Origin of the sequence: Bacillus sp. 22-7, from assembly GCF_010628845.1 — a bacterium.
Taxonomy (GTDB): Bacteria; Bacillota; Bacilli; order Bacillales; family Cytobacillaceae; genus Cytobacillus; species Cytobacillus firmus_B.
This window is the reverse complement of the sequence record NZ_NJQY01000048.1, coordinates 1-22,247: the sequence shown is the minus strand read 5'-3', so window position 1 is coordinate 22,247 and position 22,247 is coordinate 1. Positions and strand designations below refer to the sequence as shown.

Annotated in this window: 20 protein-coding genes and 2 tRNA genes; 20 read left to right on the top strand and 2 right to left on the bottom strand. The window is 45.3% G+C overall.

The window, feature by feature from the left end:
• The first annotated feature begins 110 nt into the window (after positions 1-110).
• The gene (locus tag CE058_RS24035; protein WP_163145272.1) at positions 111-566 is read left to right on the top strand and encodes a S1 domain-containing RNA-binding protein; all 456 of its coding nucleotides are present in this window, start codon (positions 111-113) and stop codon (positions 564-566) included.
• 125 nt (positions 567-691) lie between these two features.
• Here CE058_RS24035 and CE058_RS24030 read toward each other — a convergent pair.
• Together CE058_RS24030 and CE058_RS24025 are read right to left on the bottom strand one after the other, a co-directional pair.
• Positions 692-763: transfer RNA gene (locus tag CE058_RS24030), tRNA-Glu, on the bottom strand.
• 170 nt (positions 764-933) lie between these two features.
• Positions 934-1,007: transfer RNA gene (locus CE058_RS24025), tRNA-Met, on the bottom strand.
• Between the two features lie 356 nt (positions 1,008-1,363).
• Here CE058_RS24025 and spoIIE point away from each other — a divergent pair.
• The 19 genes from spoIIE (at position 1,364) to lysS (ending at position 21,891) form a co-directional block, all read left to right on the top strand.
• Positions 1,364-3,844 carry a stage II sporulation protein E gene (spoIIE, locus tag CE058_RS24020; RefSeq protein ID WP_163145271.1) on the top strand — a complete coding sequence of 827 codons (2,481 nt, stop codon included), beginning with the start codon at positions 1,364-1,366 and terminating at the stop codon, positions 3,842-3,844.
• A 90-nt stretch (positions 3,845-3,934) separates the two neighbouring features.
• The gene (locus CE058_RS24015; RefSeq protein ID WP_163145270.1) at positions 3,935-4,672 is read left to right on the top strand and encodes a VWA domain-containing protein; all 738 of its coding nucleotides are present in this window, start codon (positions 3,935-3,937) and stop codon (positions 4,670-4,672) included.
• A complete protein-coding gene (locus CE058_RS24010) occupies positions 4,641-5,618 on the top strand; it encodes a serine/threonine protein kinase (RefSeq protein WP_163145275.1) in 978 nt (325 codons plus the stop codon). The genes CE058_RS24015 and CE058_RS24010 overlap by 32 nt, the downstream gene beginning before the upstream one ends.
• A 161-nt stretch (positions 5,619-5,779) precedes the next feature.
• The gene (gene tilS, locus CE058_RS24005; protein ID WP_163145269.1) at positions 5,780-7,168 is read left to right on the top strand and encodes a tRNA lysidine(34) synthetase TilS; all 1,389 of its coding nucleotides are present in this window, start codon (positions 5,780-5,782) and stop codon (positions 7,166-7,168) included.
• 20 nt (positions 7,169-7,188) lie between these two features.
• Entirely contained in the window at positions 7,189-7,737 is a 549-nt protein-coding gene (hpt, locus tag CE058_RS24000; RefSeq protein ID WP_009336639.1) for a hypoxanthine phosphoribosyltransferase, read from the top strand.
• 142 nt (positions 7,738-7,879) lie between these two features.
• A complete protein-coding gene (gene ftsH, locus CE058_RS23995; protein WP_048008786.1) occupies positions 7,880-9,871 on the top strand; it encodes an ATP-dependent zinc metalloprotease FtsH in 1,992 nt (663 codons plus the stop codon).
• A gap of 442 nt (positions 9,872-10,313) precedes the next feature.
• Entirely contained in the window at positions 10,314-11,093 is a 780-nt protein-coding gene (locus tag CE058_RS23990; RefSeq protein ID WP_163145274.1) for a type III pantothenate kinase, read from the top strand.
• Positions 11,094-11,250: 157 nt separating this feature from the next.
• Positions 11,251-12,129: an Hsp33 family molecular chaperone HslO gene (hslO, locus tag CE058_RS23985; protein ID WP_048008787.1), complete on the top strand. Its 879-nt coding sequence runs from the start codon at positions 11,251-11,253 to the stop codon at positions 12,127-12,129.
• A gap of 157 nt (positions 12,130-12,286) precedes the next feature.
• On the top strand, positions 12,287-13,153 hold the full coding sequence (locus CE058_RS23980) for a peptidyl-prolyl cis-trans isomerase (protein ID WP_048008788.1): 867 nt from the start codon (positions 12,287-12,289) through the stop codon (positions 13,151-13,153).
• Positions 13,154-13,348: 195 nt separating this feature from the next.
• The gene (cysK, locus tag CE058_RS23975) at positions 13,349-14,278 is read left to right on the top strand and encodes a cysteine synthase A (RefSeq protein ID WP_048008789.1); all 930 of its coding nucleotides are present in this window, start codon (positions 13,349-13,351) and stop codon (positions 14,276-14,278) included.
• Positions 14,279-14,390: 112 nt separating this feature from the next.
• Complete coding sequence (gene pabB / locus CE058_RS23970; protein WP_048008790.1) at positions 14,391-15,806, top strand: aminodeoxychorismate synthase, component I; 1,416 nt, start codon at positions 14,391-14,393, stop codon at positions 15,804-15,806.
• Positions 15,803-16,396, top strand: coding sequence for an aminodeoxychorismate/anthranilate synthase component II (gene pabA, locus CE058_RS23965; RefSeq protein WP_048008791.1), 594 nt, complete (start codon positions 15,803-15,805; stop codon positions 16,394-16,396). The genes pabB and pabA overlap by 4 nt, the downstream gene beginning before the upstream one ends.
• A gap of 3 nt (positions 16,397-16,399) precedes the next feature.
• Positions 16,400-17,257, top strand: coding sequence for an aminodeoxychorismate lyase (gene pabC / locus CE058_RS23960; protein WP_048008792.1), 858 nt, complete (start codon positions 16,400-16,402; stop codon positions 17,255-17,257).
• Positions 17,258-17,268: 11 nt separating this feature from the next.
• Positions 17,269-18,105, top strand: coding sequence for a dihydropteroate synthase (gene folP / locus CE058_RS23955; protein WP_163145268.1), 837 nt, complete (start codon positions 17,269-17,271; stop codon positions 18,103-18,105).
• Positions 18,098-18,460, top strand: coding sequence for a dihydroneopterin aldolase (folB, locus tag CE058_RS23950; RefSeq protein ID WP_048008794.1), 363 nt, complete (start codon positions 18,098-18,100; stop codon positions 18,458-18,460). Before folP ends, folB begins: the two co-directional genes overlap by 8 nt.
• Positions 18,457-18,984 (top strand): 2-amino-4-hydroxy-6-hydroxymethyldihydropteridine diphosphokinase, encoded by a 528-nt coding sequence (gene folK / locus CE058_RS23945; RefSeq protein ID WP_163145267.1) that lies wholly within the window; start codon positions 18,457-18,459, stop codon positions 18,982-18,984. The genes folB and folK overlap by 4 nt, the downstream gene beginning before the upstream one ends.
• Entirely contained in the window at positions 18,936-19,151 is a 216-nt protein-coding gene (locus CE058_RS23940; RefSeq protein WP_048008796.1) for a helix-turn-helix domain-containing protein, read from the top strand. The genes folK and CE058_RS23940 overlap by 49 nt, the downstream gene beginning before the upstream one ends.
• A 37-nt stretch (positions 19,152-19,188) precedes the next feature.
• Complete coding sequence (gene dusB, locus CE058_RS23935; RefSeq protein WP_163145266.1) at positions 19,189-20,190, top strand: tRNA dihydrouridine synthase DusB; 1,002 nt, start codon at positions 19,189-19,191, stop codon at positions 20,188-20,190.
• A gap of 210 nt (positions 20,191-20,400) precedes the next feature.
• Complete coding sequence (gene lysS, locus CE058_RS23930; protein WP_286168166.1) at positions 20,401-21,891, top strand: lysine--tRNA ligase; 1,491 nt, start codon at positions 20,401-20,403, stop codon at positions 21,889-21,891.
• Positions 21,892-22,247: the final 356 nt, after the last annotated feature.

Below are 22,247 nucleotides of genomic sequence, written 5' to 3'. Positions count from 1 at the left end.
TAGCGGAGATCTTAGCGACACTAGAACGCGACTAACAATCAGTGGGGGATAAGGAAAACCCCCACTGATTGAAGTTTCACTTTATATCTTTCAAGGAGGCAGTTTTTTTAATGTCAATCGAAGCAGGCAGCAAGTTAACAGGAAAGGTTACAGGCATTACAAATTTCGGAGCATTTGTGGAGCTGCCGGAAGGCTCAACCGGTCTGGTGCACATAAGTGAAGTCGCTGACAAATATGTAAAAGATATTAATGAGCACCTAAAAGTGGGTGACGTGGTTGAAGTAAAAGTCATAAATGTCGAAAAGGACGGCAAGATTGGATTATCCATCAAAAAGGCAAAAGACCGGCCTGAGCGTTCTGAAAGACCTGAAAGAGGAGACAGAAAAGAATTCAGACCGAATTCCAATTCTGGCCGCCCTCGCCATAACCGATCAAATGACCATCGCCCTAAAGAAAACTTTGAAGCCAAAATGGCCCGTTTCCTGAAGGACAGTGAGGATCGTCTGTCATCGCTAAAACGCCATACTGAATCCAAACGCGGAGGAAGAGGAGCTAAGCGAGGCTAACTTGCTGCTGATCGATCTATATAGCAGGATGGAAAACAAGTCCGGTTGGGCTTGTTTTTTTGTGCTGTTTATTGCAAATTCAGCCATCAAAAAAACGCCAGCCTAAGGCTGACGCTCTTTTGAAATGACCCGTACGGGATTCGAACCCGTGTTACCGCCGTGAAAGGGCGGTGTCTTAACCGCTTGACCAACGGGCCAGGATAATAATAAATTTGGACAACGCGCTTCCGCATTCCCTTGTTGTCCAGCTTCAGCGCCTACCCCCTCGAGGTCACAAGCCGCTCCTCCCAAAAAGGTAAAGAACACCTTTCTGTGCGGATCGTCTTGTGCTTGTCGGGGGTGACCGAGGCGCTTCCGCATTTCATGATAGCGGCGGAGGGGATCGAACCCCCGACCTCACGGGTATGAACCGTACGCTCTAGCCAGCTGAGCTACACCGCCAAATTTCAATAGATTACTAGATGTGCTCTGAAGCACAAGATTTATAATACAAATTTTTAAAAAGGAAGTCAATAAGATATTAAAAGAAATATGTCGTATATCTCCCTTGCCTCTTCGTCAATTTCTTCCATGCTTCGCTTTTCGCAGAAAGCTGTTATTCCAACGGTTTGTTTACTTTTTTTGTCAGAACTAAGCTGAACCTCAGGAAGCTCCATTTTAAATCTTGTTATCTATCCCCATATATAGTGGAAAACCGTCGAACGAAAAGCCAGGGCTTGTCCGCTATTTTGACAAACTTCTGGAGCGCTTGATTTTATAATTGTCAGCAACGATAAAAATATGGGGAGTGTAGTTTAATGGAAAAGGTAGAAAGGAATGTAATGGAGCCGATCGGGGAAGTGCCCTTCAACAAACCGAAACTGGATATTGCCAAAGGCTTAAAAAAGCTCCAATCAGGGCTGGAGAATTTCTTTCTGAAAAAAGGCTATGTTCTGCTGATCATTGGCTTTTTGCTTGGAAGAGCCTTGATATTGGCGAAGCTTACCCCATTTAGCCTTCCGTTTTTTGCAGCGGTATATTTCATACGAAGAGATAAGGCGCCCCTGGCACTGGTGGGCTTAATGGCTGGCGCCGCCACACTATCCATATCTAATGCGGTATCCGCTTTTGGAATAACCTTCATCTTTTTATTTGCATTCCGGGTCTCAAAGAAATGGCTGTCTAATGAAATCAGGGCACTGCCTTTTTATGTATTTTTCACTCTCTTGACAGGCAAGCTCCTGGAGGCCTTCATTATGAAGGGCCAGCTGGCTTTATATGATGGCATGATGGCCGGTGTCGAATCAAGCCTTGGTTTCATCCTGACGCTTATTTTTCTGCAGGGATTGCCGCTTCTATCCATAAATAAACGCAGACAATCACTGAAAACCGAAGAAATCGTCTGCCTGATCATTATGCTGGCTTCTGTCATGACGGGAACGATCGGCTGGACGGTATATGATCTTTCGGTGGAGCATATCATGTCACGCTACCTTGTCCTGCTCTTCGCCTTTGTGGCAGGAGCTACAGTCGGTTCGACGGTAGGGGTGGTAACCGGACTGATCTTCTCCCTTGCGAATATATCGAGCTTTTATCATATGAGTCTGCTTGCTTTTGCGGGCCTTTTAGGCGGCCTTTTAAAAGAAGGCAGGAAGTTTGGTGTGGCATTCGGCCTTTTGGTTGCGACACTCCTGATGGGCATGTATGGAGAGGGCAGCGGAAACCTCATGAAAACTCTGTCAGAAACAGGTGCAGCCATTCTTTTGTTTTTACTAACCCCGCAGGCTTTAACGTTGAAATTGGCCAAGCACATCCCGGGAACACCTGAATATGCCGCAGAACAGCAGCAATATATGAGAAAAATGCGTGATGTGACGGCACAGCGCGTTGCCCAGTTTTCGAGCGTCTTTCAGGCTCTTTCCAAAAGCTTTTCCTCCCATGATGAACCGTCCCAATGGGAAGAAGACAATGACAGGGAAGTGGATTATTTCTTAAGCAATGTAACGGAAAAAACCTGCCAGACCTGCTTTAAGAAGGATCACTGCTGGTCAAAGAACTTTAATACAACCTATGACTATATGATGGATATTATGCATGATGTGGACAACAACGAAGGTGCCCTTTCTCCAAAGCTTGCGAGGGATTGGGAAAAGTACTGCACAAGATCGAAAAAAGTGACAGAAGCCGTTCAGCAGGAGCTGACTTATTATAAAGCGAACCAAAGACTGAAGAAACAGGTTCAGGAAAGCAGGAGGCTGGTAGCCGACCAGCTTAAGGGTGTTTCGGAGGTGATGGGTGACTTTGCCAAGGAAATTCAGAGAGAGCGGGAAAATCATCATAAACAGGAAGAACAGATCCTTGAAGCGCTTCAGGAGTTTGGCATTCATATCGAGCAGGTGGAAATCTACAGCCTGGAGCAGGGAAATGTCGACATTGATATGACTATTCCCTACTGCCAGGGACATGGGGAATGTGAAAAGCTCATTGCACCGATGCTATCTGATATTTTGGGAGAAACGATATTAGTAAATTCAGAGGAATGTGCCGCGTTTCCGAATGGATACTGCCATGTCACATTCCGGTCAGCCAAGGCATTCGTGGTTGAAACAGGCGTGGCCCATGCTGCTAAGGACGGCGGCTTAGTGTCCGGGGACAGCTATTCCACCATCGAGCTGGGCTGCGGAAAGTATGCGATAGCCATCAGTGATGGAATGGGCAATGGGGAAAGGGCCCATGCAGAAAGCCAGGAGACACTTCAGCTATTGCAGAAAATTCTACAATCGGGCATTGAAGAGCAGGTGGCTATTAAATCCGTCAATTCCGTTCTATCTTTACGAACCACAGACGAAATTTTTTCCACCCTGGATCTGGCCATGATTGATCTGCAGAATGCTGACTCAAAATTTTTGAAAATTGGATCAACTCCAAGCTTCGTAAAACGAGGTCCTAAGGTCATGAAAATTCAGGCTAGCAACCTGCCGATGGGCATCATTCAGGAATTTGATGTCGATGTGGTCAGTGAGCAGCTCAAAGCAGGCGATTTATTGATTATGATGAGTGATGGCGTGTTTGAAGGGCCGAAGCATGTGGAGAATTTTGATTTGTGGATGAAGCGCAAGATTTCCGAGCTGAAGACGGATGATCCTCAGGAAGTGGCCGATCTGATTATGGAAGAGGTGATCAGGTCAAGGTCCGGAAATATAGAGGATGATATGACAGTGGTGGTCTCAAAGGTTAAGCATAATACACCGAAATGGACAAGCATCCCTGTACATGCCATCCGCCAAAAGGCCAACTGATTAATTTGCTCATCGAGACATGTTTATATGTATAAATCCCCTCCTTTCAGTCGAAAATGCTAACAACTCATATGTGGAGGGGAGTTTCAAATGAAAACAGGAACACTGAAGCAGATTTTATTGATAACGGATGGCTGTTCAAATCAGGGTGAAGATCCCATTGCCATGGCGGCTCTCGCCAAGGAGCAGGGAATAACCGTGAATGTAATCGGAGTCATGGAGCAGGATGTCATTGATGAACAGGGAATGAACGAAATTGAAGGAATCGCCATGTCGGGAGGCGGAGTCAGTCAGGTAGTCTACTCTCAGCAGCTTTCCCAGACGGTACAGATGGTGACGAGAAAAGCCATGACCCAGACACTTCAGGGAGTGGTCAATAAAGAGCTCCAGCAGATCCTGGGAGGTGCAAAAACGATGGAGGACCTCCCGCCTGACCAGCGCGGCGAAGTGATGGAGGTTGTGGATGAATTGGGTGAGACTGTCGAGCTTGAGGTGCTGGTCCTCGTGGATACCAGTGCAAGCATGAAACATAAGCTGCCGACCGTTAAGGAGGCCCTGCTGGATCTATCCTTGAGCCTTAATGCACGCTCTGGTGATAACCGTTTTTCTGTATTCGTATTTCCCGGGAAAAAGAAAGATGTCGAAAAACTGCTGGATTGGACACCAAATCTTGAATCGCTGACCAGCATATTTTCAAAATTGACAACGGGCGGGATTACGCCAACAGGCCCGGCCATTCATGAGGCACTAAACCATTTCAAGAAAAAACGTTCATTAAGGAGTCTGCTTTCCCGTGATGATGAATCATTCTTTGAAGAGTCAGTGTAAAGTAAACCCTGGTACTGTGATTGAAGGAAAGTGGCACCGCAGCCGATATACCATTGTAAAGGAATTGGGGTATGGTGCTAATGGGATTGTGTATCTCGCCAAAAACCAAAATCAGCAGGTTGCTTTGAAAATGAGTGATAACGGGATGTCCATCACGTCCGAAGTGAACGTCCTTAAATCCTTTGCAAAGGTCCAAGGCTCTGCCCTCGGGCCTTCTTTGCTTGATGTTGATGATTGGGAAAGAAGGGGCGGTAAGGTATCATTCTATGTAATGGAATATATACAGGGTCCTGATTTGCTGACATTCATTCAGCAAAAGGGACCATCCTGGACCGGTGTTTTAATTGTACAGCTCCTGAACGATCTGGATGCATTGCATAAAGCGGGCTGGGTATTCGGTGATTTAAAGCCGGATAATCTGATCGTAACAGGCCCTCCATCGAAAATACGCACCATTGATGTAGGCGGCACCACCATTCAGGGCAGGGCAATAAAGGAATTCACCGAGTTTTATGATCGCGGCTACTGGGGACTGGGGACCAGAAAGGCTGACCCCGCTTATGATCTCTTTGCTGCAGCCATGGTATTAATCAATACGGCCTATCCAAAAAGGTTTGCCAAGACAACCGGTGACCTTAAACAGCTCAAACAGATGGTCCGCCAAAAGAAAGAACTGCTGAAATACGAAGATGTTATCCTGAATGCTCTGCAGGGCCAGTATAGCTCGGCTGGTGAAATGAGAAACGATATGCTCCAGCTCACACGTGCAAACCCGGCGCAAAGGAGCAAGGTAAGCAGGAATCCCGGACAAACCGCCAGCCCTCAGCCTGCCAGCAGGCAAATGCACAGGCAGAAAAAACAGAAAGGGAGCTTCTTTGAAACTCTGCTCATCACCCTTATTGTAACCGTGCTATATTTCTTATATATTTATGGGCAGCTGCTTTGAATTTGAAAGAAATGAAACTTTCTTTTCGGTGATCCGTATTATAAGCTTAATCCCTTTTGATATTTACCCTTTAAAAATGATATGCTTTTCTGTAGGAAGGATTATCCTGCCTTTTGCAGGGGTAGTAATAAATATATTTAAATTGGATAAGGAAGAAGCCTATGCTCGAAGAGAAAGTGAGTGCTTTCCTTAAGAAAAAGGGATTGGATTTAAAAAATAAGAAAATAGTAATCGGTGTATCAGGAGGGCCGGATTCCATCGCCCTGCTCCATTATTTTTGGAGCAGACAGCAGCAGTATCAGACAGAACTGATTGCCGCACATGTCGATCATATGTTCAGAGGTGAAGAATCGCTTCAGGACGCCATGTTTGTGAGGGATTACTGCAGGGACAAAGCTATTCCATTTGAAATGGAAAGAGTGAATGTGCCTGAGTATATGGAGAAGTCCGGGAAGAGTTCACAGACAGCTGCCAGGGATTGCCGCTACAGCTTCTATCAAAGAATAGCCGGGAAATATGGGGCAGACTATATAGCGCTTGGGCATCATGGTGATGATCAGGTTGAAACCATTTTAATGCGCCTCACAAGGGGAAGCGCAGGCAGCGCAAGAGCAGGTATCCCTGTTACGCGTCTGTTTGGTGATTATACGATCATCCGCCCGTTTCTGTGCTTGAATAGAGCGGAAATCGAAAGCTACTGCCAGAAAGAACACCTGAACCCCCGGCGGGATCCAAGCAATGAAAAAGGCATATACAGCCGGAACCGCTTCAGGCAGGAAGTGCTCCCATTCCTGAGAAAAGAAAATCCCCAGGTGCATGAGCATTTTCAAAAATTCAGTGAAGATTTGCAAAGTGATGAAGCATATCTGCAGGAATTAACCGTCCATAAAATGAATACAGTAATGAAAAAGAATGCCAATGAGGAAATTAGTGTGGATATCGATGCTTTTGAGGCAATGCCAATGCCTTTACAAAGGAGAGGGATTCAACTAATATTAAACTATCTTTATAAGGAAAGGCCGGCATCGTTATCGGCATCTCATATAGAGAGTATTTTTTCCTTAATGAAAAGTCCTCATCCATCGGGAAATTTAGATTTTCCAGGCGGTTTACATATTGTACGCTCCTACCGGCAATGCCACTTTTTATTCCCGAAGGAACCTGTACAATCCTATCGATATGAAATCTTCAAACCTGCAAGCATTAAACTCCCAAACGGCGGATCGATTATTCTTGAATATGCTGACTGTCCTGAAGGAAATCTAAACAATGAAACCCTGGTACTGGACAGGGAAGGTGAATATTTTCCAATCATCATCAGGACTAGAGAAAAGGGAGACCGCATGACGCTTAAAGGAATGCAGGGTTCCCGAAAGATTAAGGATATTTTCATCGATCATAAAATACCGCTGCATGATCGGAAAACCTGGCCAATCGTGACAGATGCAAAAGGCAGGATCCTATGGGTGCCTGGTTTGAAGAAATCGCATGATGATAGGCAGCAGCAATTCTGCACCAGTTATATTATTTTAAAATACATAAAGCAATGATCTTCTAGGGGGCACAATAAATGATGAAAAATGATATTGAAAAAGTACTGATTTCGGAAGAGGAGCTGCAGGATAAGATTAAATCCCTTGCTGCTGAACTTACTGAAGAATACCAGGACCGATTCCCGCTTGCCATTGGGGTTTTAAAAGGGGCAATGCCATTCATGAGCGACCTTTTAAAGCGTGTGGATACATATCTTGAGATGGACTTCATGGATGTATCCAGCTATGGGAATTCAATGGTTTCTTCAGGAGAAGTGAAAATCCTGAAAGACCTTGATACTTCTGTTGAAGGCAGAGATATTCTGATCATTGAAGATATCATCGACAGCGGCTTGACGCTCAGCTATCTGGTTGAGCTGTTCCGCTACAGAAAAGCGAAAAGCATTAAGATTGTAACACTGCTTGACAAGCCAACTGGAAGAAAGGCTGATATCAAAGCGGATTATGTAGGATTTATTGTTCCTGATGAGTTCGTAGTCGGCTATGGCCTTGATTATGCGGAAAAGTACCGCAACCTTCCATATATTGGAGTGCTTAAGCCGGAAGTATACAGCAATAACGATTAAGGAAATCCTAAGTATGATCTTGGATTAAAGCCCTTTACTGAAACAAGAATCACCCGGTTTTAAGAAGTCTAATTCCTTGTATTGGCACGATTTTCTATGATACTATACACTATAGTTTGTTTACCGTGGGAGGAGGTAAGGGATGAATCGGATCTTCCGGAATACCATCTTTTATTTATTAATATTTTTAGTCATTATTGGAGTTGTCAGCTTCTTTAACGGCAACAATGAACCAACGGAGCACATCTCTTATAATAAATTTGTTGATCACTTGGAAAGCGGCGATATTACGTCCATTTCCCTTCAGCCTGAGAGAGGTGTTTTTGAAGTACGGGGTCAGCTTGAGGGATATGAGGAAGGCAAATACTTCCTGACTTATATCATGAACAATGATAATATCCTTGACCGTGTCGATCAATTAGCCCAGACATCGGATGTCGATGTTATGCCGGCTAAGGAAACAAGCGGCTGGGTTACATTCTTTACGTCAATCATTCCTTTCATCATCATCTTCATACTATTCTTCTTCCTGCTGAACCAGGCGCAGGGCGGAGGCAGCCGTGTGATGAACTTCGGCAAAAGCAAAGCCAAGCTGTATGATGAAAGCAAAAAGAAAGTGCGCTTTAAAGATGTTGCAGGCGCCGATGAAGAAAAGCAGGAGCTTGTTGAGGTCGTTGAGTTCCTTAAAGACCCGCGCAAGTTTGCTGAATTGGGAGCAAGAATTCCTAAAGGGGTTCTTCTTGTAGGACCTCCGGGAACAGGTAAAACCTTGCTTGCACGGGCAGCTGCCGGTGAAGCGGGCGTTCCGTTCTTCTCTATAAGCGGTTCTGATTTCGTTGAAATGTTCGTCGGTGTGGGTGCTTCCCGTGTCCGCGACTTATTCGAAAATGCGAAAAAGAACGCGCCTTGTATTATTTTTATCGATGAAATTGATGCTGTAGGGCGCCAGCGTGGTGCCGGCCTAGGCGGCGGACATGATGAACGCGAGCAGACCCTTAACCAGCTTCTCGTTGAAATGGATGGATTTGGAGCAAACGAAGGAATTATCATCGTTGCTGCCACTAACCGTCCGGATATTCTTGACCCGGCATTATTGCGTCCGGGACGTTTTGACAGACAGATTACAGTTGACCGCCCGGATGTAACAGGTCGTGAAGCTGTACTTAAAGTACACGCACGCAATAAACCTCTTGATGAGAGTGTCAACCTAAAGGCTATTGCACAGCGTACACCTGGTTTCTCAGGAGCAGACTTAGAAAACTTATTGAATGAGGCGGCCCTTGTCGCAGCCCGTCGAAATAAGAAAAAGATAGACATGACAGATTTAGATGAAGCATCAGACCGTGTAATTGCTGGTCCCGCTAAGAAAAGCCGTGTTATTTCTAAGAAGGAAAGAAACATCGTTGCTTTCCATGAAGCAGGTCATACAGTCATCGGTTTAGTGCTTGATGAAGCAGAAATGGTTCATAAGGTTACAATCGTGCCGCGCGGCCAGGCCGGCGGATATGCAGTAATGCTTCCGAAAGAAGACCGCTACTTCCAGACGAAGCCTGAGCTTCTCGACAAAATTGTCGGATTGCTTGGCGGACGTGTGGCTGAAGAAATCGTCTTCGGTGAAGTAAGCACAGGTGCCCATAATGACTTCCAGCGTGCGACAGGCATTGCCCGCCGCATGGTAACCGAATTCGGAATGAGCGACAAGCTTGGACCATTGCAGTTCGGACAGTCTCAGGGCGGCCAGGTATTCCTTGGACGTGACTTCCATAATGAACAGAACTATTCAGATGCAATCGCATATGAAATCGATCTTGAAATCCAGCGCATTATCAAGGAATCATATGAAAGAGCAAGAAAGCTCTTAACAGAAAACCGTGATAAGCTGAATCTGATCGCAAATACATTGCTTGAAGTTGAAACGCTTGATGCGGAACAAATCAAGCACTTATCAGACCACGGCAGACTGCCTGACCGTTCAGCAACTTCCATTTCAACGGATGAAGATGTGAAAGTAAACATCAGCATCAAGAAAGAGGATCCTGCTGAAACAGGCGAAATCCCTGAAACAAGGGAAGGCTCAAGCCCCGCAGAAGCGGATGTGCCACCTGCCATCGACGAAGAACGCAAAGACAAATAATAATCGAAAAGCGCCTCCAGGGGCGCTTTTTTTTTTGCCGGAAAACATCAATTCCAAGACCGCCCGGAATTTTCGATTACACGAAACAACAGCAGTTGTGATATGATGTTTTCAGTGAAAAAATAAGGCTGTATTCGTAAGGTTTGTTGTTATTTGGGCATGTAACTTAATTAGACCTCTGAGTTGATTGGAGCGGAAGGCACTTGATCCTCGAAAATGCTGACGCATTTCCTTCGTGCGGTGTTCAATCGAGGAAGCCTATTCAATGTCCTGCGGGAGGAGAGGGAAGTGTGAGACCCCGCAGGCCTCGCATTCCTCCCCGCGGAAAGCAAGTGCCTGGAGCGGAGATCAACGGGCTGAGTTCATAGGCAAAAAAACAATAATCTTTGAAAAAGAGCCAAAAATAAAACTTCATTTAAATAATCATAAAGTGGTGAGAATGTTGATCTTTGTTTTCGACGTAGGGAATACGAATATCGTTCTGGGTGTCTATGACCAAGATGAATTAAAGCATCATTGGCGAATTGAAACCAACCGGAATAAAACAGAAGATGAATATGGAATGATTGTGAAGTCTCTGTTTGAGCATGAGAATCTTTCCTTTTCAGATATAGATGGCATTATCATTTCCTCAGTGGTGCCGCCAATCATGTTTTCGCTTGAAAGAATGTGCCAGAAATATTTCCATGTGAAGCCTCTTGTTGTAGGTCCTGGCATCAAGACAGGCTTAAACATCAAGTATGATAACCCGAGAGAAGTGGGGGCAGACCGCATCGTCAATGCTATAGCGGCCATTCATGAATATGGAAGCCCGTTAGTTATTGTCGATTTTGGGACAGCCACTACCTATTGCTATATCAATGAAAATAAACAATATATGGGAGGCGCCATTGCCCCGGGAATCGGGATTTCAACAGAGGCTCTTTATTCCCGTGCAGCGAAGCTTCCACGAATAGAAATTGCCCGTCCTGATCATATTGTCGGCAAAAATACAGTATCTGCCATGCAGGCGGGAATTCTTTATGGTTACGTCGGCCAGGTGGAAGGTATAGTAAAAAGAATGAAAGATCAGGCAGATGAAAAGCCGACTGTCATTGCCACGGGAGGCCTTGCGGGGCTCATCGCTCAAGAGTCGGATATCATCGATGTTGTGGATCCATTTTTAACTTTAAAGGGCCTGCAGATTATTTATAAACGAAATATGGAGAACATAAAAAAATAGTAAGCTTAAAAAGCTGCTGCCAATAAAGCAGTTTCTCTGAAAGATAACAAGGATTTAAACTTTGAACTTCGAAAATTGTCTAGCGCAAGCAGCCTGCCCCCCTGAGGGTATTGGGGGTGGGCAAGGCGCTTGCGCTTTTCGTGGAAAGGAGCAAAAAATGAGCGATTATCTAGTAAAAGCACTTGCATATGATGGACAAGTCCGTGCCTATGCATCCCGCACTACCGAAACAGTTGGAGAGGGCCAGCGCAGACATTATACATGGCCAACCGCGTCAGCTGCTTTAGGAAGAGCCATGACGGCAGGCGTGATGATGGGTGCCATGCTGAAGGGCGATAACAAACTGACGATCAAAATCGAAGGCGGCGGCCCAATTGGGGCCATTCTGGTAGACAGCAATGCAAATGGAGAGGTTCGCGGATATGTAACAAACCCGCAGACGCACTTCGACCTTAATGAGCAGGGCAAGCTTGACGTGCGCCGTGCGGTCGGCACTGAAGGGACCCTGACGGTCGTGAAGGACATTGGAATGAGAGAACACTTCACAGGACAGGTTCCGCTGGTTTCGGGAGAACTTGGGGAAGATTTCACTTATTACTTCGTTACTTCTGAACAGGTTCCTTCATCCGTTGGAGTGGGGGTTCTCGTTAATCCTGATAACTCTATTCTTGCTGCTGGAGGATTCATTCTTCAGCTTATGCCGGGAACAGATGAAGAGACGATTACTTTAATTGAGAACAGACTGAAAGAAATCCCGCCTGTATCCAAATTGATTCAGCAGGGCTTAACGCCTGAAGAGCTATTGGAAACGATTCTTGGCAAAGATAATGTGAAGTTCCTCGAGAAGCTTCCAGTATCCTTCACTTGCACATGTTCAAAAGAGCGTTTTGCCAATGCGATTATCAGCCTCGGTGAAGACGAAATCCAGCAGATGATCGATGAAGACGGCCAGGCTGAAGCTTCCTGCCACTTCTGCAACGAGAAATATCATTATACAAAAGAAGAACTGGAAGAATTAAAAAACGAAGTAAAGTGATAAAATAAGCGTTTGCCGGTCTCCTAAAGGTCTGCCCTTTAGGCCGGGGCCAAACGCTTTTGTTTTTTGAACTTAGAGAAATGTCCAGCTTCAGTGCCTGCCTCCTCGAGTGTCGAGGAGGGGATGGTGCTTGCGCTTTTCTTAGGGGGAGGAGCACTTGGAAAAGAGACAGCTTTTAATGATCATTGCCGGTTTAGTGTTACTGAATCTTATCACATTAGCCTTTTTGCTTTTTAAAGGCGATGGCAGCGGGGAAGCAGTAGCCAAAATCGGCGGAGAAAAAATCACTCGCCAGGATTGGATGAGTGAGATGGAAACGAAGTACGGAAAAAGCACCTTAAGCGAATTAATTGATCAGAAGGTCATTGAAGAAGCCGGGGAAAAATACGGGGTGAAAATCTCTGATAAGGCAGTAGACCTTGAGCTGAAAATGGTCAAGACGATGTATGGCGGCAATTTCACTGATGAGATGAGTGAAGACAAATGGCGCAGGCAAATCAAGAACAATCTTATTCTTGAAGAGCTGCTTACGTCTGATGTCTCTGTCTCAGAAGAGGAAATGAAGAGCTATTATGAAGAGAACAGCAGCCAATTTCATATTCCTGACACCTATCACATCTCTCAAATCATTGTAAAAACAAAAGAAGAAGCAGAACAGACAGTGAAGGAGCTGAAAGAAGGATCCAGCTTCTCTGTGCTGGCGATGGAGCGATCCATTGATGAATTCACTGCCAACCTTGGGGGAAATGCAGGGTATGTCAGTGAAGATGATGAGCACATACCGGCAGAAGTACTGGGACAGGTCAAAGACCTGAAGCCCGGCAAATGGACTAAACCGGTTAAAACAGAAGATGGCTATGCTGTTGTCATGCTTCATGAGCATTTAAAGGGAGAAAAGTATTCCTTTAAAGAGGTAAAGAACATGATTCGCCGCCAGATAGCTCTTGAGCAGATGGATGTTCCTGTCTCTGCCAAGCCATTTTGGAAAGAGACGGATGTGGAATGGTTTTACGGTGAGCAGTAAATATAAAAACACGGAGCGAATTCCGTGTTTTTTTCTGCATAAATTGAGTATCATGAATAGAGATGGGTACTTATCTATAATGACAAAAGTATGAATTTTCTTTTAAATGGCAGTCAAATTCATTGACATTCCCATTGGAAATTGGTAAATTTAGATTAAACCAATAAAAATAGTCGGAAATAAGGAGTGGGGAAAATGGTACGTGTAGCAAATTCAATTTCAGATCTTGTTGGCCATACGCCAATTGTGAAACTAAACCGTCTAGTTGATGATAATAGCGCAGATGTTTATCTAAAATTGGAGTACATGAATCCGGGGAGCAGCGTAAAAGACCGTATTGCCCTGGCAATGATTACGGCTGCAGAGAAAGATGGAAGTCTTAAACCAGGTGATACCATCATTGAACCGACAAGCGGAAATACAGGAATTGGATTAGCGATGATTGCCGCAGCCAAAGGCTATAAAGCCGTTCTTGTGATGCCGGAGACAATGAGTATGGAGCGCCGCAATCTGCTGCGTGCTTACGGGGCTGACCTTGTCCTCACACCTGGACCGGAAGGAATGGGCGGTGCGATCCGCAAGGCGCAGGAGCTGGCAAAGGAACATGGCTATTTCGTTCCTCAGCAGTTTGAAAACCCTGCGAACCCTGAAGTTCACCGTTTAACAACTGGACCTGAAATTACAGAGCAAATGGGCGACCAGCTGGATGCCTTCATTTCCGGAATCGGAACAGGCGGAACCATTACAGGGGCCGGCCAGGTGCTTAAAGAAAAATATAAAAACATCAAAATTTACGCAGTGGAGCCAACTGATTCACCTGTCCTATCAGGCGGAAAGCCGGGCCCGCATAAAATCCAGGGCATTGGAGCGGGGTTTGTGCCGGATACACTGGATACAAAGATTTATGATGAAGTAATCCAGATTGCGAACGATGAGGCATTTGATTATGCCCGCCGTGCGGCCAAGGAAGAAGGTATCCTTGGAGGAATTTCCTCTGGTGCGGCGATCAGTGCGGCACTGAAGGTCGCTAAAGAGCTTGGCAAGGGCAAAAAAGTTCTGGCCATTCTCCCAAGTAACGGCGAACGTTATTTAAGTACTCCTTTATACCAATTTGAAGCTGAATAATTGATAAGACAGCGGTCTCTGATGGCCGCTGTTTTTTGTGTAATAAAAATTATGAAAGCATGCCCCGTATCATGTATGATGAAAAAAGAGAAATATATAGGGGTGACTTTTAGTGAAGCATCTTCAGATCCATGCAAAAAAAATACCATACACATATAACCGGTTTTTCCGCACATACCGCTCGCTGTCTGAGGGATTGCCGCATCATGTTTTACTTGAAAGCGGACGGGGCGGCAGGTACAGTCTTGCAGCTTTTGAGCCGGAAGCCATTTTAACAGGCAAAAATTCACAGCTTGAAATCACTGCAGACGGGGAAAAGCAGGTGCTCGAAGGCAACCCCCTTCACCTGATGCAGGAATGGCTGAATCAATATAATGCAGATAAGCTTGAAGAACTTCCTGACTTTCAGGGAGGTGCAATCGGGTTCATCAGCTATGACTACGCACGATATATCGAAAAGCTTCCAGATGAAGCCCGGGATGATCTGCAAATACCTGATATCCACTTTTTTATTTATAAAGATTGCTTTGTCTTTGATCATGAAACGGAACAGCTCTGGCTTCTATTCTTATATGAAAAAGGGGAAGAGCACTCGATCGAGGAACGGGCAGATAATTGGGAGCAGAGATGGAAGAATGAGAGTGGAGAGCCTTCTAAGAAAGCGGGATGCAGTCCGGCAGAACAAATACCCGGTGTATCCATGAACGAAGAAGAATTCCAGTCTGCTGTCCGGAGTGTTCAGGAATATATTTCACAGGGAGATGTCTTTCAGGTGAATCTCTCGGTACGACAAAGCCGCCCGATGCATATTCAGGCTATGGATGTATACGAGCAGCTGAGGGTGTTAAATCCGTCTCCATACATGGGGTATTTCCACACACCTGCATACCAGCTTGTGAGCGCATCACCGGAGCTGCTGATTAAGAAAAAAGGAAACACCGTCAGCACGCGGCCGATTGCCGGGACAAGATCCCGGGGGAAGGATCATGAGGAGGACCTCAAGCTCGCCAGTGAACTGATTGAAAATGAGAAAGAGCGTGCAGAGCACGTAATGCTGGTTGACCTGGAGAGAAATGACCTGGGAAGAGTCTGCGAATATGGGACAGTTGAAGTGGATGAGTTCATGGTTATTGAAAAATACTCACATGTGATGCATATCGTTTCCAATGTAAAAGGCGAGCTGGCAGAAGGAAAAAATGCAGTTGATATCATTGACGCTGTATTTCCCGGGGGAACGATTACGGGTGCCCCTAAGGTGCGCACCATGGAAATCATTGAAGAGCTTGAACCCGTCACAAGGGGACCATACACCGGCTCTCTTGGCTGGATCAATTTCAGCGGTGATCTTGAGCTGAATATCATCATCCGCACTATGCTCGTTAAAGATGGACAGGCCCATGTGCAGGCAGGTGCAGGCATTGTCATTGACTCCAATCCGAAAAATGAATACAAAGAGTCACTGAAAAAGGCAATTGCTCTTTGGAAAGCAAAAGAACTCGCAGAACAGGCAAAAGGGGATCAGCTATGATTTATATGATCGATAATTATGATTCTTTTACGTATAATCTCGTACAGTATCTCGGTGAATTAGGCGAAGAGCTGGTTGTCAAAAGAAACGATGAAACATCGATTTCTGAAATAGGCAGTATGCAGCCGAAGTTCCTGATGATCTCTCCGGGTCCGTGCAGCCCGAATGAAGCAGGCATCAGCCTGAAAGCCATTGAAGCTTTTGCAGGCAAAATCCCGGTCTTTGGCGTTTGTCTTGGACATCAGTCAATTGCTCAAGTATTCGGAGGCGATGTGGTGCAGGCAGAGCGTCTGATGCATGGAAAAACCTCTGACATTTTTCATGATGGAAAGTCTATATTTAAAGACCTGCCCAACCCTTTTCCTGCTACCCGCTACCATTCGCTGATTGTCAAAAAGGAAACACTTCCTGAATGTCTTGAGGTTTCAGCATGGACAGCTGAGGGAGAGATTATGGCCATTCGCCATAAGGAATTGCCTGTAGAAGGTGTCCAATTCCACCCTGAGTCAATTATGACCACGGCCGGAAAGGAACTCCTTCAGAATTTTATTCAGCATTACAAAGCTTCACTGCAGGCAGAGGGGCTGTAAACCTTGTATATTTATATGAATGGGGAAATTGTCAGGAAAGAGGAGGCCAGGATCTCTCCTTTTGATCATGGCTTTTTATATGGAATGGGGCTGTTTGAGACGTTCCGTGTCTATAATGGGCATCCCTTTTTATTGGACGATCATCTGGAGAGGCTGAACCGAAGCCTTAAAGCGATAAATATCGAAGCATTTTATACCAGGGAACAGGTGCTCGCTGCTCTGGAGAAGCTGCTCGGGAAAAACGGATACCATAATGCCTATATCCGGATGAATGTGTCAGCGGGAAACGGGGAAATTGGCCTGCAGACAGCACCGTACCTTAATCCGAATACGATTATTTTCTGCAAACCGCTTCCGCCAAGAAGTGCAAGCGCAGGAAAGCAGGCAGTGATGCTTGAGATTCCCCGCAATACACCTGAAGGGGCAGAACGCCTGAAGTCCCATCATTATTTAAATAACATTCTGGCCAAAAAGGAAGCGGGGGACGATCCTGGCATAGAGGGGATCTTTTTGACCAGGGAAGGCTATCTGGCAGAAGGGATCACGTCGAACTTATTCTGGATTCGTGATCGCCATTTATTTACCCCGTCTCTTCATACCGGCATACTAAACGGCATTACCCGGGAATTTGTAATCAGGCTTGCCGGAAAGCTGGGGATGAATGTGGAGGAAGGCCTGTACAGACCAGAAGCTGTAAGAGATGCGGATGAAGTTTTTGTCACGAACTCCATCCAGGAAATTGTGCCAATTTCCTCGTTTGACGGCCATACAATGCCAGGGTTATCCGGGAAGAAAACATCGGAACTCCAGATGCACTATGAAAACAACTGTGAACACTTATGGAGCAGGAATGAACTGTAGGAGGATTCAGAATGTCTAAAACAACAATTCAGTGTGGGCCATATACGCTAGATTACGGGAAGAAAACCATTGTAATGGGAATTTTAAATGCAACGCCTGACTCCTTTTCGGATGGCGGCAAATACAGTCATCAGGATCTGGCCGTCAAGCATGCTTTGGAGATGGTTGAAAACGGAGCAGATATCATCGATGTCGGCGGAGAGTCAACCCGTCCGGGATTCGATCCGGTACCTGCAGACGAAGAGCTGAGACGTGTTCTTCCTGTTATCGAGGCAATTTCAAAAGAAGTGGATGTTCCGATATCCATTGATACCTATAAAGCTGAAGTCGCCAGGCAGGCCATTGAAGCCGGTGCCCATATCATCAATGATGTATGGGGAGCCAAAGCGGATCCTGAAATGGCATCCACCGCAGCGGAAACGGGAGCGCCGATCATCTTAATGCATAACCGCAAGGATATGGAATACACATCCTTTTTCCGCGATGTTATGAATGACCTGTACGAAAGCATTACGCTTGTAAAGTCTGCAGGTGTTAAAGACGAGAATATTATCCTTGACCCGGGCATCGGCTTTGCTAAGGACTTGAACTATAATCTCGAAATGATGAGGGATTTGGACAAGCTTGTGGCCATCGGGTATCCTGTGCTGCTTGGCACATCGAAGAAGCGGATGATCGGAACCATTCTGGACCTTCCGGTTGAGGAGCGGACAGAAGGAACGGGAGCGACGGTTTGCTACGGCATCCAAAAGGGCTGCCAGATGATCCGCATTCATGATGTAAAGGAAATGAGCCGAATGGCTAAAATGATGGACGCTTTAATGGGAAAAGGTGAATACAATGGATAAAATTTATGTGAACCGAATGGAGTTTTATGGCTACCATGGTGTTTTTCCGGAAGAAACACGCCTTGGCCAGCGCTTTGCTGTAGACCTTACTGTCGAAGCAGACCTGAAAAAGGCGGGGGAAACCGATAATCTTGATGACTCCATCAACTATGGCGAGCTGTATGCAGTGTGCAAAGAGGTTGTGGAAGGGGAGCCCTATAAGCTGGTTGAAGCTGTAGCAGAAAAGCTGGCAGCAGAACTTCTTTCCCGGTTCCCGCTTATTTTGCAGCTGACGGTCAAAGTGATCAAGCCTGATCCGCCTATTCCCGGCCACTATCAGTCAGTAGCCGTCGAGATTACGAGAGGCAGATCATGAGGAACACCGCTTTTATTGCGCTTGGCTCAAATATCGGAAGCCGGTTTGACCACTTGAAGAAAGCAGTTGAGATGATTGATCAGCTTCCGAAAACCCAAGTGGTAAATACTTCATCTGTTTATGAAACAGATCCGGTCGGTTATGAAGATCAAGAACAATTTCTGAATATGGCAATCCAAATTTCTACCGGCTTAGATCCTTTTGGATTGCTGGATGCGTGCCTTGATATCGAATTAAAACTTGGGAGAAAAAGGGAAATCCATTGGGGCCCGCGGACAATAGACCTTGACATTTTGCTGTATAGTCACGAAAATATTGAAACAGAGAAGCTAATAGTTCCTCATCCTCGGATGCATGAAAGAGCGTTTGTCCTTGTTCCTCTTTTAGAGGTTGATTCCAGCATCAGGCTTCCGAAGATGGAGCGGCCTTTAATTTCAATACTGGAAGATATACCTGACAGAGAGGGAGTACGGATATGGAAGCAGAAAAATGGGGAAGACGTATTCGCGCTTTTCGAAAGCTAAAAGGATTTACACAAGAAGGATTTGCAAGAGAGCTCGGTGTATCGGTTTCAATTTTAGGTGAAATTGAAAGAGGAAACCGCATGCCTGCACCGGCTTTAATCGAGCAGATCGCTCAGGCGCTTAAAGTGACACAGGAAGAATTGGCTCCCAGACAGGAGCAGGATTAATATATAAGTTTGAATAATTACAGAGGGAGGTGCAATTATGTTCAAAATAGGTGATATCGAGCTGAAAAACCGTGTGGTACTGGCTCCAATGGCCGGAGTATGCAATTCCGCTTTCCGTCTGACTGTGAAAGAATTCGGTGCCGGTCTTGTATGTGCTGAGATGGTCAGCGACAAAGGCATTGTCCTCCAGAACGAAAAGACGATGAACATGCTTTATATTGATGAAAGAGAAAAGCCGCTAAGCCTGCAGATTTTCGGAGGCAAAAAAGAGACGCTTGTAGAAGCGGCGAAATTTGTAGACCAAAATACGAATGCGGATATCATCGACATTAACATGGGCTGCCCTGTCCCTAAAATCACCAAATGTGATGCGGGTGCCAAGTGGCTGCTTGACCCGGATAAAATTTATGAAATGGTTTCTGCTGTAACAGCCGCTGTTGAAAAGCCGGTTACCGTCAAAATGCGGATGGGCTGGGATGAAGATCACATCTACGCTGTTAAAAACGCTCAGGCGGTTGAGCGCGCTGGGGGCAAAGCTGTAGCCCTTCACGGCCGGACGCGCGTCCAGATGTATGAAGGTCAAGCGAACTGGGATATTATCCGCGAAGTAAAGCAGAACATTAACATTCCGCTAATCGGAAATGGTGATGTGGAAACACCTCAGGATGCCAAGCGCATGCTGGATGAAACAGGCTGTGACGGTGTCATGATCGGACGGGCTGCACTGGGGAACCCATGGATGATTTACCGTACAGTCAAATACCTTGAGACGGGTGAATTAATGGGCGAGCCTTCTGTACGAGAGAAGATGGATGTGTGCATCCTCCATTTGGACCGCCTGATTTCATTAAAGGGTGAACATATCGCTGTACTCGAAATGCGAAAGCATGCTGCATGGTACCTGAAAGGAATCCGCGGCAATGCGAAGGTCCGCAATGGAATCAATGAATCCAATACAAGAGAAGAATTGGTGGGCGTTCTTAACGCTCTTGTCATTGATGCAGAAGAAAAAGAAAGAAGCCAGATACAGGCTGTATAACCTGCGTAAAGTTTGACAGGCTGACATTCTTTGCCTATAATACTTTTGATAAATGGAAACTGCCAGTGCATGAACTGGCAGTTTTTATTCTATTTAACTATTTAGGATGTCTGATTTGCCAGCATTGTGTAAAATAATAGAGATATACATTTTTGAAGGACCGCAGAATGGTGCGTACATAAAAAGATTTACAAAATGGAGATGATTTCAGTGAGCCAGAGTCATGAAGAATTAAATGACCAGTTGAAAGTAAGACGCGAGAAAATGAGCAGCTTGCGCGAACAGGGAATGGATCCTTTCGGGAAACGTTTCGACCGTTCACACCAAAGCAATGAATTAATTGAGCATTACGGTGAGCTTGAGAAGGAAGAAATTGAGGAAAAGGATATTTCTGTTACACTGGCAGGCCGCATTATGACAAAGCGCGGAAAAGGGAAAGCCGGATTCGCCCATGTACAGGATCTATCAGGGCAAATTCAAATCTATGTCCGCAAAGATGCTGTTGGAGAAGAAAGCTACTCCATCTTCGAAACTGCTGACCTGGGAGATATTGTCGGGATCAGCGGCAAGCTCTTTAAAACAAAAGTAGGCGAACTGTCTGTTAAAGCGGAGGAATTTGTCCTTCTGACTAAATCCCTGCGTCCGCTGCCGGATAAGTTCCACGGGCTGAAGGACGTTGAGCAGCGCTACCGTCAGCGTTACCTGGATCTCATTATGAGTGAGGAAAGCAGAAAGACTTTCGTCACGAGAAGCCGCATTATCCAATCCATGCGCCGCTACCTTGACAGCCATGGCTACCTTGAAGTTGAAACACCTATGATGCATTCCATTGCAGGGGGAGCATCTGCACGTCCATTTATCACTCATCATAATGCGCTGGATATGGAACTCTATATGCGTATCGCGATCGAGCTTCATCTGAAGCGTCTGATTGTGGGCGGCCTTGAAAAGGTATATGAAATTGGCCGGGTATTCCGTAATGAAGGTGTTTCTACACGGCACAATCCTGAATTCACTATGATTGAATTATACGAAGCATATGCTGACTATAGAGATATCATGAGCCTGACTGAAAACCTTATTGCCCATATCGCTCAAGAGGTGCTTGGAACAACTACTGTGCAATACGGCGAGTACGAAGTGGATTTAAAGCCTGAATGGAAAAGGCTTCATATGGTAGATGCCATTAAGGAATACACTGGGGTAGACTTCTGGAAAGAAACAAGTAAGGAAGAAGCCCAGCAGCTTGCGAAGGAGCATGGTGTTGAAATCAAAGACAATATGGAATATGGTCATATTGTTAATGAATTCTTCGAGCAGAAGGTTGAAGAGAAATTAATTCAGCCGACATTCATCTATGGTCATCCTGTTGAAATCTCGCCGCTTGCGAAGAAAAATGACGATGACCCGCGCTTTACTGATCGTTTTGAATTATTTATTGTAGCCCGTGAACATGCAAATGCCTTCACTGAGCTGAATGATCCAATTGATCAGCGCGAACGCTTTGAAGCACAGCTGAAAGAACGTGAAGAGGGCAATGATGAAGCTCATATGATGGATGATGATTTTATTGAAGCTCTTGAATACGGCATGCCGCCAACAGGCGGACTGGGCATCGGAATCGATCGGGTTGTCATGCTGCTGACAAATTCACCTTCTATTAGAGATGTACTGTTATTCCCGTTAATGCGTCACCGTTAAAATTTTATAAAACAAGGCAGAGTACAATGCGTGCTCTGTCTTTTTTCTTTTATAGAAGGAATATAAAAAATGCGATTTCCGGGGCAGAATAATGGGAATATTTTTTCTTTCTTTTTTACGTATAAAAAAGATAAAAACATATTGCATGTTGTCCTGTGAGGTGATATATTTATATTCGTTGCTGCAAGACAGCGACTTACAAAAAAAGATTTTAAAAAAAGTTATTGACTCAGATAGTTGAATCTGATAAGATAATAAAGTCGCCCTTGAGCGACGGATTGATCTTTGAAAACTGAACGAACAATACGTCAACGTTTAAATCATTAGTCTTTTTTGAAAAGACAAACGAGCTTAAT

Coding starts and splice junctions, on each gene's coding strand:
- CE058_RS24035 (WP_163145272.1), top strand. CDS start 111: ATGTCAATCGAAGCAGGCAGCAAGTTAACAGGAAAGGTTACAGGCATT.
- spoIIE (WP_163145271.1), top strand. CDS start 1,364: ATGGAAAAGGTAGAAAGGAATGTAATGGAGCCGATCGGGGAAGTGCCC.
- CE058_RS24015 (WP_163145270.1), top strand. CDS start 3,935: ATGAAAACAGGAACACTGAAGCAGATTTTATTGATAACGGATGGCTGT.
- CE058_RS24010 (WP_163145275.1), top strand. CDS start 4,641: ATGATGAATCATTCTTTGAAGAGTCAGTGTAAAGTAAACCCTGGTACT.
- tilS (WP_163145269.1), top strand. CDS start 5,780: ATGCTCGAAGAGAAAGTGAGTGCTTTCCTTAAGAAAAAGGGATTGGAT.
- hpt (WP_009336639.1), top strand. CDS start 7,189: ATGATGAAAAATGATATTGAAAAAGTACTGATTTCGGAAGAGGAGCTG.
- ftsH (WP_048008786.1), top strand. CDS start 7,880: ATGAATCGGATCTTCCGGAATACCATCTTTTATTTATTAATATTTTTA.
- hslO (WP_048008787.1), top strand. CDS start 11,251: ATGAGCGATTATCTAGTAAAAGCACTTGCATATGATGGACAAGTCCGT.
- cysK (WP_048008789.1), top strand. CDS start 13,349: ATGGTACGTGTAGCAAATTCAATTTCAGATCTTGTTGGCCATACGCCA.
- pabA (WP_048008791.1), top strand. CDS start 15,803: ATGATTTATATGATCGATAATTATGATTCTTTTACGTATAATCTCGTA.
- folP (WP_163145268.1), top strand. CDS start 17,269: ATGTCTAAAACAACAATTCAGTGTGGGCCATATACGCTAGATTACGGG.
- folB (WP_048008794.1), top strand. CDS start 18,098: ATGGATAAAATTTATGTGAACCGAATGGAGTTTTATGGCTACCATGGT.
- folK (WP_163145267.1), top strand. CDS start 18,457: ATGAGGAACACCGCTTTTATTGCGCTTGGCTCAAATATCGGAAGCCGG.
- CE058_RS23940 (WP_048008796.1), top strand. CDS start 18,936: ATGGAAGCAGAAAAATGGGGAAGACGTATTCGCGCTTTTCGAAAGCTA.
- dusB (WP_163145266.1), top strand. CDS start 19,189: ATGTTCAAAATAGGTGATATCGAGCTGAAAAACCGTGTGGTACTGGCT.